The sequence below is a fragment of the Clostridium pacaense genome, assembly GCF_020709765.2.
Taxonomy (GTDB): Bacteria; Bacillota; Clostridia; order Lachnospirales; family Lachnospiraceae; genus Enterocloster; species Enterocloster hominis.
The window spans coordinates 176613-192269 of record NZ_JAJFEB020000010.1; the positions used below are offsets into that span (position 1 = coordinate 176613).

Sequence of the window (15657 nt, forward strand, 5' to 3'; positions counted from 1 at the left end):
CTTACTTCTTATCCTCCTTCAGCCATGAACTGATCATGGATGCAATAATCTCAGGATTCATCTGGGCAAAGGAACGTACCTGGTCCACAGGGTCGGAAGAATCCGGCTGGATCCTGCCCAGGCTGTTCTGTACCGCATCCTCCGCTGCCCGCTGTTCAACAGACTCCGGCTCCTGGGTATCCCCGTCTTCAAATGGCGCAAACAGCATCTGGTCTTCTTTTAAATGCTTTTTCTTCCTGCTGCGCATGAGAAGCAGGAGGAGTAACAGGAATATAAGGATGCCCACGCCGGCCGCGGCCGCTATGAGCCGATAATCCAGTCCTGTCTGGGCCGGCGCCTGTACGGGCAATGCCGGCTTGTCGTTCTTGACTGTTTCCTTTGGGATCTCACGGAAACTGGACACCACGATATCCTCCGGCGCGATATTGGCGGCCTTGGACGCCGCGTCTATCAGCTGCTGCTTCTTGGAATCAGTCAGGTTGTCGTCATTGACCGTGATTGCCACGGTGGCCTTCTGCAGCTTTACGTTATCTTTTTCTATCTGTTTCTTGATGTAGCTTACAAGGTAATCCACATCCCTGTAGTAATCTCCTGTGCCGCCTGCACCGCCGCCGGTTCCCGCGGTTCCGTAGGCAGGTATGTCCGTATTATTCTCCTCGCCGGCAATCCCGCCTGCGCCGGCAGCCCCGCCGTTCAGGCTCCTGCCTTCCTTATACTGCTCCACCACGCCCTGTCCGTTGTCCTGCGGCTCATAATGCAGGTCTTCGGTAATCATCCTGTCATAGTCAATGACAACGGTTGCCGAAACCCTCAGCTTATCCGGGGAATATGCCAGTGTAAGGACATTCTTAATCTTATTCTCCAGCCGTTCCTCCACCTTGGCCTCAAAATCCAGGCGGTTCAGGCCGTATGAGGTGGTGCCGATATCATCCGCAACCATTTCCTGCATGGTTTCCGCGTTGACCACCGTCACATTTTCAGGCAGAAGCCTGGGTACGCTGTCCGCCACCAGGTTCTTGATGGCTGACACCTTCTCAGGCGAAAGCTCATAGGAGGGCATCAGGGTCAGGGAAATGGAGCCTGTACTGTTGGAGTCCCCCTCATCCCACACATAATTGCTTTCATCCGGCACATTAAGGGTGACGATGGCATTCTTAACCCCGGTCATATCCTTAAGGGTACGTTCAATCCTGTCCTGAAGGTTCATGAGAAGGTACTGGCGCTTCTCGAATTCCGTGGTGGTAAAGCCCATATTATCTGAAAAAATGTCAAAAGGAAGTGCCGTTTTCGGATATCCCAATTCGGACATATCAAGCATGATGTCGCCCAACTGGTCTTCCGGAACCGTCACTTCTCCTTCGCTGTTTCTCCTGGCCTCAACCCCTCTTGCGTTGAGTACCGTCAGAACCTCGTTATTCTCTTCTTTGGATATTCCCGGGAACAGCGCTACATAATTCCCGCTCTTTTTCGTGTTCAGCAGCACGCTGGCTGCAAGTGCTATAACCACGGCTGCCGTTATTCCCGCAGCCACCGCCTTCTTCTTACCCGTATCAAGTACACGGCCGATGCCGCCTTTCTCTCCTGATACCGATTTCAACTTTTCCTTAATCCCCATGACCCACCGATAATATCTTTCGTTTTAATATCAAACCTGCATACCCATAATCTGATTATATGCATTCACTGCCTTGGATGCTAACTGAGTAGTGAACTCAACCGCAGCAGCACTCTTCTCAGCCTGTATCAGTGCCGTATGAAGATTATCCACCTGGCCGGATGCCAGTTTTATATCCATCTCCTGGGTTTCCCTCATGGCCTGGTCCGCTTCTTTTACAGCGGTCCTCAGCATTTCCTTAAAGGGTACCGGACCTGCCTGCCCTTTGGCAGGGCTGCTTTTCTGGCTGTCGGAAGGTACAATCCCATCCATTCTTGCAATCGGAACAATAAACATAAAATCCCCCTGTAATCCCCTAATATTTACACTTTTCGTCATTAATTCAAGTATAGCCGTCTTCGGTCACTCCGTCAACAAAAATAAACGTTTTTGTAACCATTTTGTAATTTTATGATATCCCCTCCCGGCATTATGATAACTGTGTCCACAAAAATAGCAGGAAGGAGTGTAACCTGCTTCTCCTTCCTGCCATGCCCCTGGCATTTCTGCCGGTAACCGATTCATTCCTGCCTAATCCCGACGCAGCGTCTGCTAGTCCTTCCATACCCCTGCTGAATCCAGATACCTGCCTTCCACGGTTGTATTCCTTACCATGGTTCCGTTGTCCGGGCTCATATAATGCCATGTGCCGTTATCCAGAAGCCACCCTGTATGCATGGAGCCATCCTGGTCGAAGAAGTACCAGGTCCCTCCTGCGTCCAGCCATCCCGTGTGCATGGCGCCGTCCGGTTCCAGGTAATACCACTTCCGGCTGTCCTGAAGCCATCCCGTCTGCATGACCCCATTGATATCCAGGTAATAATACCTTCCGTTATTAAGCTGCCAGCCTGTCAGCATATAACCGCTGAAGTCAAACAGGTACCAGTTCCCGTCAATCGCCTGCCATGTGCCTGTGGGATAGGTGCCGTCCGTGTTCCTGTACCACCAGCCCTCCTCATCCTTGACCCAACCAATCTGGGCAGGTGTCAGCTGCTGCTTATCCTCCTGCGGCCCGGTCACCCCGCCGTTTAAGGTACACACCTCATCCGCGTCAATATCCAGTTCATCGGAATACACCCAGTCGCTTCCGGTTATATAGGCCAGTTCCTCCGAATCCTTGGGTATGGCCCTGACACGGAACTGGTATGTGCCAGCCAGGGTCATCACCGGATAAAAATCATAGGTGGTCGCAATCACCTTGGGAACGCCCTGTACCATCTGGCCATCCCTGTAAAGCTTCAATTCATAAGCGCCCGCATAGGGCACAGGCGCCCAGGTGGCCTTACCCGGAGGATACCCCATCCACTCCACGCTCTCAGGTATCTCAAGGGTTCCTGATGCCGGGGTCAGCTTAACGGTCAGCAGAAGCGTCTCGTCATTATTGGTCCGTTTGACAGAGGCATAGGTGGCCCCGTCAATCTGGAACTTGCTGGGCCCTGTCACACGGTTAAAGTAATAACCGCTTCTTGCATGTATCTCAATCTGAACCTTGGGTTCATCCCCGGGTTCCCAGTATTCCTTGTTCTTAGTGACCCATTTATAGGCGCCCGTGGTGTACAGATTGCTGTCCGTGGCGGCATATACAGTGGCCTCATTCAGTTCATAATCCGCCTGGACATCGGAGCGCACCCGGATGGATACGCTGGTAATGGGCGTCCTTGTCTCCGTCTTGACCGCTGCCAGCGAAGGCATGGGACATGCTGCCATGGCCATCAGGCACACGGATACAGCCGCTGCCTTTTTCCAAAAATTCATAGTGATTCTCCTCCTGTTAAGGTATCCAGATCCCGTCCTGGTTAATATAATACTGGTCCACCACCTGGTCCTTCACCATCTGCCCGTTCCTGGGGTCCAGATAATACCAGTTCCCTTGGGACAGAAGCCAGCCCGTCGCCATGCTTCCATCGGGATTCAGATAATACCACTGGTCCCCCTGCTGCAGCCACTGCCCGGTAAGCTTGCCCTGCTCCGGATCCAGGTAGTACCATATCCTGTTATACTGAAACCATCCTGTAACCATATCACCGTTGGTCGTCAGATAATATTCCCTGTCATTCTTCCACTGCCAGCCCGTAAGCATATAGCCGTTCATGTCAAAAAGGTACCATTTGTCCCCTATGGCTTTCCAGCTGCCCACCGGATAGGAGCCGTCCTCATTCCTGTACCACCAGCCGTTGCCGTCCATGGCCCACCCCGGTGCCTGGGCCATGGGTCCGGTCCCGTCCTTGGTGCTGACGCCCTTGGTACCGGTGGAGGCCGCCCGCTTGTCAGCCGCCCTGGCATCCTTTTTCGTAATCTCCTGATTATCGGATTCCGCCCAGTCCCCTGCCTTCAGGTAGCCTGACTCGGATTCTGATTTGGCAACCGCCCTGACCTTGAAGTAGTAGTCCCCGTCCTCTGTCATATAGGGGAAAAAGTCATAACTCACCGAGTTGGTCCTGGGCACATGATAAACCATGCTCTCATCACAGAACAGCTTTACCTCATAGGAGCTGGCCCCTTCTACCTTTGCCCACCTGGCCTTGCCCAGAGGCTTCTCCTCCCAGTAGGCATCCTCCACACGGTCCAGGGTACCCTTTACCCCCTTCAGCTTAACCGTTATGGTCAGGCTGCGCTTGGCATCGCTTTTCTTGCACGTGACATAATCCGCGCCGCGTATATGGGCGCTGGATGAACTGATGCTTCCGAAATAGTATCCTTCATCCGCAGCCAGCTCTATGGAAGCCTTGGGTATGTCCCCTGCCTTCCATTGGGACTTCCCATTGATGAAATCGCAGGAAACCACATGGTACTTCGTGCTGTCCGCGGCAGCGGACACACTGCCGCCGTCCCCGTTGGCAGTAACAGAGGAAGTTACCGTCACTGTTACGGACTTGATGGCCTCGTCCGCATATGCCGCCGTGGCCATGGCCAGCCATGTCCCTAATATGATTCCTGCCCCAACGGTAGTTTTCAGCCATCCGGCTATGCGCTTCTTGTCTGATATCACTGTCATTCACCCCATCTGTCAGTATTGTATGTTCACTGCCACGGCCTGCGGATGGACACGATGGTCCGGTAAGCCGGGTCATTGCCCACCTTGATTCCTTCTTTCCTGGAACTGGCATGGACAATCTGTCCATTGCCTATATACATGGCCACGTGGCCGGAATAGCAGACCAGGTCCCCGGGTTCCATGTCTTCATAGGGAATCTCCTTGCCAAACCAGGCCTGCTCCGCGGATGTCCTTGGGATATCCACCCCAAAATGGCGGTAAACCGACTGGGTGAATCCGGAGCAGTCCGCGCCCGAGGTCAGGCTTGTGCCTCCCCATACGTAGGGGTTGCCCACAAACTGCAGGCCGTAATCCGCTATGTTGCGTCCAAAGGCAGTGCCTCCGGAGCTTTTAAGCGGCTGGCGGATGCCTGGCTCCGTTCCCTGGCCGGACATTGGTTCCTGGCCGGCCGTGTGTGTCTGCCCAGCACCATGGTCCGTCTGCACCCCTGCAGCCCGTCCACCCGCCTCCGCTTCAGACCGGATTCCTGCCTCTTCCCTTAGTCCTGCCTCTTCCCTTAGTCTTGCTTCTTCCCTTAGTCTTGCTTCTTCCCTTTTCCTGGCCTCTTCCTTTTTCCTGGCTTCCTCTGCCCGCAGGCGGCGGATTTCCTCATTCTTCTTCCTTACCTGGTCAGCTGACTTTGCAGCGCGTTCCCTGGCGGCAGCCAGCTGGATGCCAAAATCCGCTGTCTCCTGTTCCTTTGTGCGGATCAGCGTGCGGATATCTGCCTGCTGGACCTCATATTCCTGTTCCATGGCTTCCATCTCAGATTGCTTTTCCTCCAGTCCACGCTTCCTCATAAGTACTTCTGCCTTAACCTTCTCATACTGGACCAGCTGGTTCTGGTCATAGCGGTAAAGCTGGTCAAAATATTCCGTCTGGTCCACCACGTCCCCAATGTTCCTTGCCTTTAACAGAATATCCAGGTATGTGATATCGCCCTCCTCATAGAGGAAACGGATTCTCTTCTTCAGCATCCCATACCGGCGTTCCTGTTCCTTCTTAGCCGCCTCATACTCCTGGTCCGCTGTCCCTATCTGCTGGTCCAGTTCCTTCATATCGGACTTAAGGAGATTGCTTAGGGTGAGAAGCCTGGTCAGTTCATCGCCCAGTTCCCTGGCCTGGCGCCCTGCATCACCCTGCTTCTGTTCCAGCGCATCCGCCTCTTCCCGGGCCTTCTGCCCCTCTGCCTGGGCTGATTCCCTTTCCTGCTCCGCTTTTGTCACAGGTGATGCCCAGGCCTGTCCCACAGGCGCGGATGTCCACAGCATAAGCGCTGCCCATAGGAGGAACGCCCTTCCCCTGACCCAGTGTCTCTTTGCTTTCATCTCAATCTTATGTATACCCCTTGGCCCATTAATTACATTCTCAGATACCGATACTGCCAGTATAACACAAACGTAACCAGGAAAAAAGCCCCAAAACAGCAGATAGAAAAATCCCGGCACAGGTCAGACACACATTATCCTGCACCGGGAATCCCCCTGCCTATCATGATTATATAAGCCTTCAGCCTTCCATCTGGCGTCCCAGAAACCCGGCTGCCGTCAATGCCAGCTTTGTTTCCATATCGCCAAACTTGGCCCTTGGCTCCCTGCTCATCAGCGCTACCGCACCGATTGCGTCCCCCTCGCAGATGATTGGAGCCACCACCTGGGCGGATACGCCCTCCAGGTCCTCATCCACCAGCTGGATGAATGCCTTGTCATCCCTGCCAGCCATCACCGTGTTGCGCTCATTAATGGCCTGTTCCAGCTGGCGGCTGATGTTGCGCTGCAGCAGGTCCTTTTTGGCACCCCCGGCAACCGCAATGACCTGGTCCCTGTCCGTAATGCAGACAAGAAGCCCGGTTGACTGGGCCATGGCTTCCGCATACTGGACCGCGAATGTGGTCAGTTCCATCATGGGTGAATATTTTTTGAGAATGATTTCCCCTTCCCTGTCCGTGAATATTTCCAGTGGTGTACCTTCTCTGAGTCTCAGGGTACGGCGGATTTCCTTCGGGATCACCACACGTCCAAGATCGTCAATTCTTCTTACTATTCCTGTAGCTTTCATAAACAAAATTCCTCCATTTTACTTTCTGACATTTATCTTCTTTGTTGCCCGTAAATGTAGTATCTGTAAAAGAGAGGAATTTATACTTAAAGTAACCTTCAAAGTCATTATGAGGTTTTTATATTTGATTTAAACACATTCCGGCAGGGTTTTCCTAAAATCTCCCCTGTCCGTCACCACTTCATATCCAATGGAAGCCATGCGCTGTTTTAATTCTTTGATATTGGCCGCCGCCTCCACGCCTGTGCTGATTTTATTATCATAGAGCATATACTTTTTGCGCACATCAAGGGGCGACAGGTTGGGCATGACCACATTAGCCCCGGCCATCACGCCCTGTTCCCGGCCGTCCGGCTCAATGGTGCCAAGGGCCGTGGTTGCCGGCAGGAGCACACCTGGAAGCATAAGACGCACAATGGCCAGAAGCAGGAGCGTCTGGCGCAGCGTACCGGCCGGACGGTCCCCAAATGGCGTGTCATGGTGCGGGATGAAGGGGCCGATTCCCACCATCTCAGGCTGAAGCCCGTACATATATTCCAAATCCTCTGCAATGTGCCCGGTTGTCTGGTAAGGCGCGCCCACCATGATTCCGCAGCCTGTCTGATAGCCTATTTTCTTAAGGTTTCCCAGACATTCCTTCCTGTGTGCAGAGGACATCTGCGGCGGGTGGAGGCTGGCATAGTGGCATGGGTTTGCTGTCTCATGGCGCAGCAGGTAACGGTCCGCACCTGCGTCAAACCACATTTTATAAGTATCATAATCCTTTTCCCCAACAGACAGGGTGATTGCACAGTCCGGGTACCCGCCCCTGATGCGCTCCACCAGGTAAGCAATCTTGTCGTCGGTAAACCACGGGTCCTCCCCGCCCTGAAGCACGAATGTCCTGAAGCCCAGGCCATATCCGGTATGGCAGCAGTCCATCACCTGTTCCGGCGTCAGCCTGTACCGGGACGCTTTCTGGTTGCTCCTGCGGATGCCGCAGTAATAGCAGTCGTTTTTACAATAATTGGTAAATTCCATCAGGCCCCTGACGAAAATCCTGTTTCCGTAACTGGCCAGCGCCTGTTTCCTGGCTTTTTCATAAAGATACCCATCCTGTTCCGGCCTTATATTCTCCAGCAGATAACAGAATTCCTCCCTGGACAGGATATGGTCCACAGCCAGACGGTCCACAAGGTTTTCTATGCCTTTTGCGCCATCTATCATTCCCGCACCATCCATACGTTTTGTACCTTCCATACGTTTTGTGCCCTCCATCACGCACCTCTTTCCATCACTTCTTTTAATCCCACCGGCAGGACACACGTATAGGTGCGGTCTTTATGCTTCAGCGGATACAGCTTTACCTCCACGCCAAACGCCTCGTCCAGATGTTCCTCGCTCAGCACCTTGCCGGTTGGCCCGAATATGGTCTCCCCCTGTCTGGTAAGAAGAAGGGCTTTCTGGGAAATGGACAGGGCGTGTTCCGGATAATGGGTATTCACAATAGCCGAAATCCCTTTTTCCCTGCACAGCCGTTCAATGGTTTCCAGCACAATCAGCTGGTTCCTGAAATCCAGGTTGGACTCCGGTTCATCCAGTATCAGGATGGAGGGTCCTCCGGCCAGCGCCCTGGCAATGAGCACCATCTGAAGTTCCCCTCCGCTGATACGGCTGCAGAGCTTACCTTTAAGATATCCGATTCCAATCTCCTCCATACAGGCCAGGGCGATTTCCCGGTCCGCCTTTTTTGGCTGGCCAAAGGTGCCCAGATGCGCGTTCCGTCCCAGAAGGACCATATCCTCCGCATGATAGGCAAATGCAGACGCCTTGGCCTGGGGTACGTATCCGATTTGCTGCCACAGCTGGTGATAAGGTATTTCCTTTATGTTAATCCCGTCAATATACGTGCCCCCTGTCTTCCATTCCAGAAGGCCCAGCATACATTTAAGCAGGGTTGTCTTGCCTGCGCCGTTGGCGCCCAGTACGGACAGCACCTCCGGCTTATCCATTGTGAAATTCACATGACTGAAAATACATCCGCCCCGGGGATATCCAAATCCCCCGTCTTTTACCTCAAACCTCATAACCGGATACCTCCTGTCTTTCTGAGGAGCAATATAAAGCATGGCGCTCCTATAAGGGATGTTAATATGGAAACCGGTATCTCCGATGCGGTGACTGACCGTGCAGCCGTATCGATGATAAGCATGAATACCGCGCCGAAGGCCATGCTGGCGGGCATCACGGAGCTGTTGTCATTGCCGAATATCATGCGCACCATATGGGGGATGAGCAGCCCCACCCATCCGATTTGGCCGCACATGGACACCACTGCCGCCGTGACCATGGCTGACCCCACGATCACAAGCCCCCGGATCCTCCTGACCGGGATTCCTAAGGACCTGGCTTCATCCTCCGGCAGGGACATGGAATTAAGCTTCCATCTTAACAGGAACAAAAGGATGCTTCCTATTATGATGAACGGCGCCCCCATGACCAGGGTGGCCCTTGTAGTACTTGCCATGCTTCCCATGAGCCAGTAGGATATGGCGGGAAGCACGTCCTGGGGGTCGGCAGCGTATTTCACCAGGGATACAAGGGCTGAGAACAGGGAACTGACCACCATACCGGCCAGTATGACCATAAGGGGCGGCATGGCGCCTTTGACCCGTCCCACGCCCCAGGCCATCAGCACTGCCACAATCCCAAGTATCATGGCCAGCAGCTGGATTCCGAATGCAGGCAGTCCCAGAAGGATCCCAAGCACCGCGCCAAAGGATGCGCCATTGGCGGCTCCCAGGGTATCCGGCGTGGCCAGGGGATTGGCAAATAGCCCCTGGAACGCCGCACCTGCCGCCGCAAGCCCGGCGCCTGACAAAAGCGCCAGCAGCACCCTTGGCAGCCGGATATTGGATATGACGGTCCTGACCTGTCCCGACACCTCCTCCCCGGGAAATGCCCCGGGCATCAGTACCGCTGCCAGCTCCCTGGGTGATATGGTAAAACGGCCGATGGCCATGGCTGCGGCCGCGGCCGCTAAGATTACGGCCAGGGAACCAACGGTCCAGTACCGGTTCCACCTGTGTCTGCATTCATTCATGTTCCTGTCCCACCCCTGCTTTTATTTCTTAAATCCGGCCGCAGCATCACGGCCCGGATGGTACATCCTCTGTACCTGCCCGTCATTCAACTCCACCCCGTACATATCCTTATAGTAATCCTTAACCTCCTTGTTGATGTCCACATCCGCAAACAGATCGGGATATACCTGTTTTGCCATCCACAAAAGCGTCAATGGCGTATCCGTGCTGGGCGTATAGCTTCTGTATGTGCCCAGGGGAAGTTTGAATACATTTTTATCCTGGACCGCCTTTACCGGACTCCAGTCATCCTGGCCAATTGCATTTTCATACAGATCCTCCGGCTGGGCCGGGGTAAAATTGGTGATGAAAATGACATCCGGGTTCCACTCATATACCTGTTCCATGTTGATGACCGCATTGGAGTTTTCCGCTGCCACGCCTTCCGCAGCATTGCGGCCGCCCACGGCATCGCACCAGAACTGTCCAAAGAACTTCTTACCCGAGGTTACCATGGTGGTATCGCTGTAGTTGAACAGGAACAGGATATTTTTACGCTCCCCGTCCTTAAGGCCGGACACCCTGCTCTGGATATCCTCATAAACCTTGTGGCTGTACTGGGACACACGTTCCGCCGTGTCCTCTTTTTCCGGGAATATCTCACTTAACAGGTTAATCCACTGGTCATATGTCTCAATGCTGTCATAGTCCCACTTGTTAACAGATATGCCCACTGCCGCAAAGCCTGCCGAACGCAGCGCCTCCCCTAGCTCCTTGCTGCCCGCGCTGTAGATGACCACGTCCGGTTCCAGCTTCATGAGTTCTTCCATATTGATATCGCTGCCGTTCATGAAGTCCGTGCTGGCGTTCAGGATATCCGGGAACAGCTCCCCTAAAAGACCCGTCTGGGCAGCGCTCATGCTGGCCGGGTTCATGCCCACCACCTTCTCACCTGACCCCAGAAGTACGGTTATGATGGATGGGATTGGGAAAATGTCAGTGACCACCACCCGGTTCACTTGCCTTGGGATTTCCACCTGGTTTCCCGCATGGTCTGTGATGATTTTCGTGCCGGACGTGCCTTCTGACGTTGCCTGGTCTTTTCCCTTGATCTGGCCGGAAGCGACGCCCTCTGCCTGGTCCTGACCTGTTCCCTGGCCCTGGCCCTGTCCGGTCCCCTCTGCCTGATTCCCTCCCGTTCCCTGGGCCTGATTCCGCCCGGCGCCCTCTTCCTGCCCGGCGCCTTCAGCCTGGCCCTGGACGCTGCTTTCTGTCTGACCCTGCACCGCGCCTCCCGCTGCCTGCTGCCCTGACTGGCACCCTGCAAGGCCTGCGGCCCCAAGGCATATACTTAAAACTACTGCTGCTAACTTTTTCATAATATCCTCTCCTCTTATCCTGTTCCCTGCCGATGCCGGGAACCATCCTTACTTAAAGGCCCCGCCTATGAACCGCATATAAACGGCCTCATGGCGCTGTGATACATCCTCCCGGAACACGCCTCATGCGGGAAATCCACGAATACCCTCTGTCCATCCCCCGGACAGACCTGACGGTAAAGGGGGTCTGCAATCACAACCGTGCTTCTCCCGATACGGCTGATTGCCTCATCCTCATCCCACACAAGCATATCCCCCTCCTCTGCCATGCATCCACTGCCTTTTGTGGGGCAAAGTACCGTTACATCCTGCGCTCCCAGATCCTCCCTGAGACTGCACCGCAGGGAACCTGCAATTACCTGCTCGCCCACAATCAGCACCCGCTCCCTTGAGAAATCATCCGGCAGGCCGGGAATGCCGGGATTGGCATGAAACAGGACAGTTTTGCTATCCGCGTCTTCCCTGTCTGCGGCTTTCTCGTCTACGGTTTCCCCAACTGCGGCTTCCCCATCTGCGGTTTCCCCAACTGCGGCTTCCCCAACTGCGGCTTCCCCAACTGCGGCTTCCACAACTGTGGCTTCCACAACTGCGGTTTCCACAACTGCGGTTTCCACAACTGCGGTTTCCCCGCAAAACAGGGTCTGGTCCTTCCGGGTCACTGCCCCCAGCCGCAACAGGCTGGCCAGGCGCAGCGCCGTCCTTCTCCCTATGGGGGCGCCTATCACATACGGGGTTCCATATTTTCTTTCCAATTCCATGGCAGCGGGCAGGCCCACGGCTGAAACTACCAGGTTCACGTCCGCCAATCCGGCCAGGCACATGTCATCCAGGCTGCTTTCCATTGCCCAGCAGCCCACTGTCTCCATGCCATGGCGGGACAGGAACTTCCTGATTCCTGAAACATTTCCCGTCAGGGAGAAATCCAACGGTGTGGCCCCCAGTATGTTGACCCTCAAAAGGATGCTGCCAAAACCGGGATTTTCCCAATCCCTTTTACCCGTCAGCCCTTTTTCCGCCGCCATTTTTCCCAGTTCATCCGCGGGCGGACAAAACCGTTCCGCAATCCGGCGCAGCGCCTCTCCCGCTCCCTGGACGTAGGAATGCATTCCATTGGTGGCAATCCCAAAGGTGGGGATTCCTGTTTCCTTCTCAATCATTCTTGCAAGTCCCTTAAAGTCGGTTCCCATCATCATGGGGATGGGCGTCCCTCCCAGGCAGATGAATCTGGGATGAAGGTTCCTGGCTGCATCCACAATGTCGCGCACCAGCTTATCATCATCCCCCATGACAGCTTCCAGCTCGGATAATGCGGATATGTAAACCATGCTGTCCATGGAATACCACCTTGGCTCATCATGGGTGGTATATGTGGAATTGCAGCCGGACGCATCATGCATCACAGTCATACCCCCCAGTTCATAGAGGGCTGAGCAAACCCCTGATATATCTGCCGCGTAAACCGGCAGGATACGGTTTGTCCGTTTCAACAGAAGCACCCCCATCCTTTTACCTGAATCAGTTTCTCCGTGTCCTTTTCTTCCATGGCAGCTTCCTGCATCAGACCGGCAAGCTCCAGGATTCCCCCGCAGCCATACAGACCTCCATCCTCCACCATGTTGACAAAATGGGGCGTTCCTGTAAAGTAAGCCGCCTTCTGCCCGATTGCCAGCACCCTGCCCCCGGATTCCTCATACATGCTGCGCGGCAGGACCGCCATCTTATGATAGACCGTGGGACAGACACGGATGTGGGGGCAGCGCTCTTTCAGATAGGCAATGGTGTCTTCCTCCTCCGGCGATATGGTATCGGCGTAAATCCTTTCCACCCGGAATCCGTACCGTGTCAGGAGCCGCGCCATGCCAAAGGGCCGTGAAGATGCGGTATAGTCAATGACCACCGACCATCCCTCTAACCGATGGGCCAGCCTGATTAAAGCTTCTTCCGCCTTCCTGCGTAATTCCCAAAGTTCCAGGCTTCTCCACACAACATCCCAGTCCAGTTCCAGAAGGTCGGACAGGCATTTCCAATGCTCACCGATTTCATCCCAGTCATAGCTGACCGGAAGGTAGACCCATTCCTGCCCCAGACGCTCCTTTAACTCCCTGGCAGCCGGACGTCCCAGGGGATGGGTGACTATGTTAAGGCGGGCCGAGGCCATTTCCTGGTATTCCTCAAAGTTCCTGCAGGTACAGATATCCTTAAGGAAGAAACCATTTTCCTCAAGCCCCCTGTATAACTCTGAACTTTCCCTGATTGCCAGGTTGCTGCCGATTATGTTAATCTGCCTCTGGTCCGTCTTAGCAGGCTTTAGCAGTGAATAAAGCTGTTTTCTCATAAACGGGTCTGGGGGCATCTTGGTCTTGCGCATGATTGGGTTCATCCAGCACTGGACAAATCCAACCTGCGGGAAGCGTCTGTCCAGTTCCCCAAACACCAGCTTCATATCCGTTCCGAGGAAATGATGGATGCAGCTTGTAAAAAGGAGCAGCGCCTTTGGAAGCTTTGGAAGGCCTTCCAGGATATGGGTGATTCCTTCTATGATGATTTCCTCACAGTTTCCGTCCAACACAGACTCCTCATCCACGGTAATAGTTGAAAACCGGTCTGAATCATTAAGCTCTGCCGCTGACAGCACCACGCCCCGCAGACAGCTTTGGGCGCATACGAACACCTGATGACTTTCCGGCAGCAGCATGCCGATATGTACAATGGTCCAGCCTCCCCTGGCCGGTGCGCTGTACTCCAGGCCATATGTAAATGGCGCCAGGCCGGACAGGTCAGCCAGTTCGACTGCCGTACCCCCGCCGTCCACCCCTTGGTTCCGGTTTCCCAAGGGACATTCCGTGACCTCATGCAGATTCTTTAGCATAGCCCTTCCTCACCTCTTCCTCTTTGCAGGCCGCCAGCACTGCATCCGCCAGATTCCTGTATTCCCCGGCCATATCGCTGTCCGGAAATGCTTCCATCACGGTCTTGCCCAGTTCCTCCGCCTCTGCCACCAGGGCGCTGAAGTCAAGGGAGGCAATGATATCCGTCCCCATGTCCCGGGCCAGTTCTTCCGTCTTCTCCTGTTCCCGCTTCACGCCCCGCCGGTTGAGGATAAGGCCGCCCAGACTGGCATACCCCCGCGCCTCAAAGGACTTGACGGCGGAGGCAATATTGGCCGCGGCATAGATTGCCATGTTCTCCCCGGATGTGACGATAAATACCTTGTCCGCGTACCCCTCGCGGATGGGCATTGCAAATCCTCCGCACACCACATCCCCCAGCACGTCATATATCACCACGTCAGGCCGGTAAATATCAAATGCATGTCTCTCTTCCAACGCCTCAAAGGCCGTGATGATTCCCCTGCCCGCGCATCCCATGCCGGGCGTCGGACCGCCGGCCTCTGCGCAGAGCACGCCTTCACTGCCCTCTGTCACCAGTTCCTCAAGGCCCGCCTGATCCCCCTTTGCCCGGATGATGTCCAGGATGGAGGCGACCCCGTTTCCCTCATGAAGCTGGATGGTGGAATCCGCCTTTGGGTCGCAGCCAATCTGCATGACCTTATACCCCTTCTTTGCCAGGGCAACTGACAGGTTGGAGGAAATCGTGGACTTTCCAATCCCGCCTTTTCCATAAATCGCTATTTTCAGCATAACCGTTCTTCCCCTTTACATTTTTAATCACCGCAAATAAAAAATCCCCTCTCTGAAAGTCAGAGAGGGGATGTGGATGACAATAATACACCTGGCCCGCACAGGAATACCGGCTGCCTGGTAGATCCGCTCTCTCTTTATCTCAGGGTTGCTTCGCATCAGAGAAAGGTTTTATTCGATTACTTACCATCATATTCCAGCCTGGGAAAAAATGCAAGTACTAAAATATTTCTTAACAATCCTGTAATCTGTAATCCTTAATCCTGGTCTTCTTTATTTATAAGCTGTCTATTTATTAACCCTTTCTAAAACCGGAGGGGGAGCTATGGACAATTGGCCTGTTTGTGTTATACTGGATTCACAGGAATATTAGACCATTCCATATCCTGTGGATTCCTTCCACAGTAAGGTTCACTGCCCCAATGGCAGTCTGGCGTGCTTATGCACGGTAATGGCCGGTTCGGCCGCAGATTCACGGAAATCAGAGCATTGACAGAAGGATAGAAAGGAAATTTCAGGAGGGCTATTGAAGTTACGTTTTTTTTAAATTATACTGAAGGGAGTAGCATGGATGGGGAAGAAGGCATTACAGTGGCATCCTGCGTTCCAGGCGGCGCTGCAGGTGGAACTGGCAGAGGACAGGCCATTCCTTTGCTTTCATGAGGAATATAACCTCAGCAGGAAGCCGCTGCAGATGGATACGCTGATCATCAAGCTGGAGCCGGGACACGTTGTCAGCAAGAGTATCGGAGGGATATTCAGGACCTATAACATCGTGGAATATAAGAGTCCTGAGGACTATATCAGTGTAAATGATTTTTACAAGGTC

The 15657-nt window shown here is 54.0% G+C and carries 13 protein-coding genes and 1 pseudogene; 1 reads left to right on the top strand and 13 read right to left on the bottom strand.

Translation table 11 applies throughout. From position 1 onward, the window contains the following. Position 1: 1 nt before the first annotated feature. The 13 genes from fliF to LK536_RS47085 form a co-directional block, all read right to left on the bottom strand. The gene (gene fliF / locus LK536_RS47025; protein ID WP_227795654.1) at positions 2 to 1615 is read right to left on the bottom strand and encodes a flagellar basal-body MS-ring/collar protein FliF; all 1614 of its coding nucleotides are present in this window, start codon (positions 1613 to 1615) and stop codon (positions 2 to 4) included. A gap of 30 nt (positions 1616 to 1645) precedes the next feature. Next, positions 1646 to 1951, bottom strand: a complete 306-nt coding sequence (gene fliE, locus LK536_RS47030) for a flagellar hook-basal body complex protein FliE (protein WP_227795653.1) — start codon at positions 1949 to 1951, stop codon at positions 1646 to 1648. 255 nt (positions 1952 to 2206) lie between these two features. Continuing rightward, positions 2207 to 3409 (bottom strand): N-acetylmuramoyl-L-alanine amidase family protein, encoded by a 1203-nt coding sequence (locus LK536_RS47035; RefSeq protein ID WP_227795652.1) that lies wholly within the window; start codon positions 3407 to 3409, stop codon positions 2207 to 2209. 16 nt (positions 3410 to 3425) lie between these two features. Next, on the bottom strand, positions 3426 to 4649 hold the full coding sequence (locus tag LK536_RS47040; protein ID WP_227795651.1) for a PspC-like choline-binding domain-containing protein: 1224 nt from the start codon (positions 4647 to 4649) through the stop codon (positions 3426 to 3428). Between the two features lie 26 nt (positions 4650 to 4675). Then, positions 4676 to 6016: a C40 family peptidase gene (locus LK536_RS47045; protein ID WP_227795650.1), complete on the bottom strand. Its 1341-nt coding sequence runs from the start codon at positions 6014 to 6016 to the stop codon at positions 4676 to 4678. A gap of 181 nt (positions 6017 to 6197) precedes the next feature. Beyond that, on the bottom strand, positions 6198 to 6746 hold the full coding sequence (gene spoVT / locus LK536_RS47050; RefSeq protein WP_008720590.1) for a stage V sporulation protein T: 549 nt from the start codon (positions 6744 to 6746) through the stop codon (positions 6198 to 6200). Positions 6747 to 6875: 129 nt separating this feature from the next. Next, positions 6876 to 7952: a [FeFe] hydrogenase H-cluster radical SAM maturase HydE gene (gene hydE / locus LK536_RS47055; RefSeq protein WP_008720592.1), complete on the bottom strand. Its 1077-nt coding sequence runs from the start codon at positions 7950 to 7952 to the stop codon at positions 6876 to 6878. 50 nt (positions 7953 to 8002) lie between these two features. Further along, positions 8003 to 8812 carry an ABC transporter ATP-binding protein gene (locus tag LK536_RS47060; protein ID WP_120058437.1) on the bottom strand — a complete coding sequence of 270 codons (810 nt, stop codon included), beginning with the start codon at positions 8810 to 8812 and terminating at the stop codon, positions 8003 to 8005. Then, a complete protein-coding gene (locus LK536_RS47065; protein ID WP_120058438.1) occupies positions 8809 to 9828 on the bottom strand; it encodes a FecCD family ABC transporter permease in 1020 nt (339 codons plus the stop codon). Before LK536_RS47065 ends, LK536_RS47060 begins: the two co-directional genes overlap by 4 nt. 21 nt (positions 9829 to 9849) lie before the next feature. Continuing rightward, the gene (locus LK536_RS47070) at positions 9850 to 11187 is read right to left on the bottom strand and encodes an ABC transporter substrate-binding protein (RefSeq protein ID WP_227795648.1); all 1338 of its coding nucleotides are present in this window, start codon (positions 11185 to 11187) and stop codon (positions 9850 to 9852) included. A gap of 65 nt (positions 11188 to 11252) precedes the next feature. Then, positions 11253 to 12674, bottom strand: a complete 1422-nt coding sequence (locus LK536_RS47075; RefSeq protein WP_331472126.1) for a nitrogenase component 1 — start codon at positions 12672 to 12674, stop codon at positions 11253 to 11255. Further along, positions 12671 to 14056 carry a nitrogenase component 1 gene (locus tag LK536_RS47080; protein WP_227795647.1) on the bottom strand — a complete coding sequence of 462 codons (1386 nt, stop codon included), beginning with the start codon at positions 14054 to 14056 and terminating at the stop codon, positions 12671 to 12673. Before LK536_RS47080 ends, LK536_RS47075 begins: the two co-directional genes overlap by 4 nt. Then, complete coding sequence (locus LK536_RS47085; RefSeq protein WP_025485098.1) at positions 14037 to 14828, bottom strand: nucleotide-binding protein; 792 nt, start codon at positions 14826 to 14828, stop codon at positions 14037 to 14039. Before LK536_RS47085 ends, LK536_RS47080 begins: the two co-directional genes overlap by 20 nt. Before the next feature lie 571 nt (positions 14829 to 15399). On the opposite strand from LK536_RS47085, the pseudogene LK536_RS47090 reads away from it, so the two are divergent. Continuing rightward, positions 15400 to 15657, top strand: a pseudogene (locus tag LK536_RS47090) (hypothetical protein); the annotation flags it as partial.

Excerpts from the sequence above, each read along its gene's own strand:
- LK536_RS47040 (WP_227795651.1), bottom strand. The coding sequence starts at position 4,649 with ATGACAGTGATATCAGACAAGAAGCGCATAGCCGGATGGCTGAAAACT.
- hydE (WP_008720592.1), bottom strand. The coding sequence starts at position 7,952 with ATGATAGATGGCGCAAAAGGCATAGAAAACCTTGTGGACCGTCTGGCT.
- fliF (WP_227795654.1), bottom strand. The coding sequence starts at position 1,615 with ATGGGGATTAAGGAAAAGTTGAAATCGGTATCAGGAGAGAAAGGCGGC.
- LK536_RS47045 (WP_227795650.1), bottom strand. The coding sequence starts at position 6,016 with ATGAAAGCAAAGAGACACTGGGTCAGGGGAAGGGCGTTCCTCCTATGG.
- spoVT (WP_008720590.1), bottom strand. The coding sequence starts at position 6,746 with ATGAAAGCTACAGGAATAGTAAGAAGAATTGACGATCTTGGACGTGTG.
- LK536_RS47070 (WP_227795648.1), bottom strand. The coding sequence starts at position 11,187 with ATGAAAAAGTTAGCAGCAGTAGTTTTAAGTATATGCCTTGGGGCCGCA.
- LK536_RS47035 (WP_227795652.1), bottom strand. The coding sequence starts at position 3,409 with ATGAATTTTTGGAAAAAGGCAGCGGCTGTATCCGTGTGCCTGATGGCC.
- LK536_RS47080 (WP_227795647.1), bottom strand. The coding sequence starts at position 14,056 with ATGCTAAAGAATCTGCATGAGGTCACGGAATGTCCCTTGGGAAACCGG.
- LK536_RS47085 (WP_025485098.1), bottom strand. The coding sequence starts at position 14,828 with ATGCTGAAAATAGCGATTTATGGAAAAGGCGGGATTGGAAAGTCCACG.
- fliE (WP_227795653.1), bottom strand. The coding sequence starts at position 1,951 with ATGTTTATTGTTCCGATTGCAAGAATGGATGGGATTGTACCTTCCGAC.
- LK536_RS47060 (WP_120058437.1), bottom strand. The coding sequence starts at position 8,812 with ATGAGGTTTGAGGTAAAAGACGGGGGATTTGGATATCCCCGGGGCGGA.
- LK536_RS47065 (WP_120058438.1), bottom strand. The coding sequence starts at position 9,828 with ATGAATGAATGCAGACACAGGTGGAACCGGTACTGGACCGTTGGTTCC.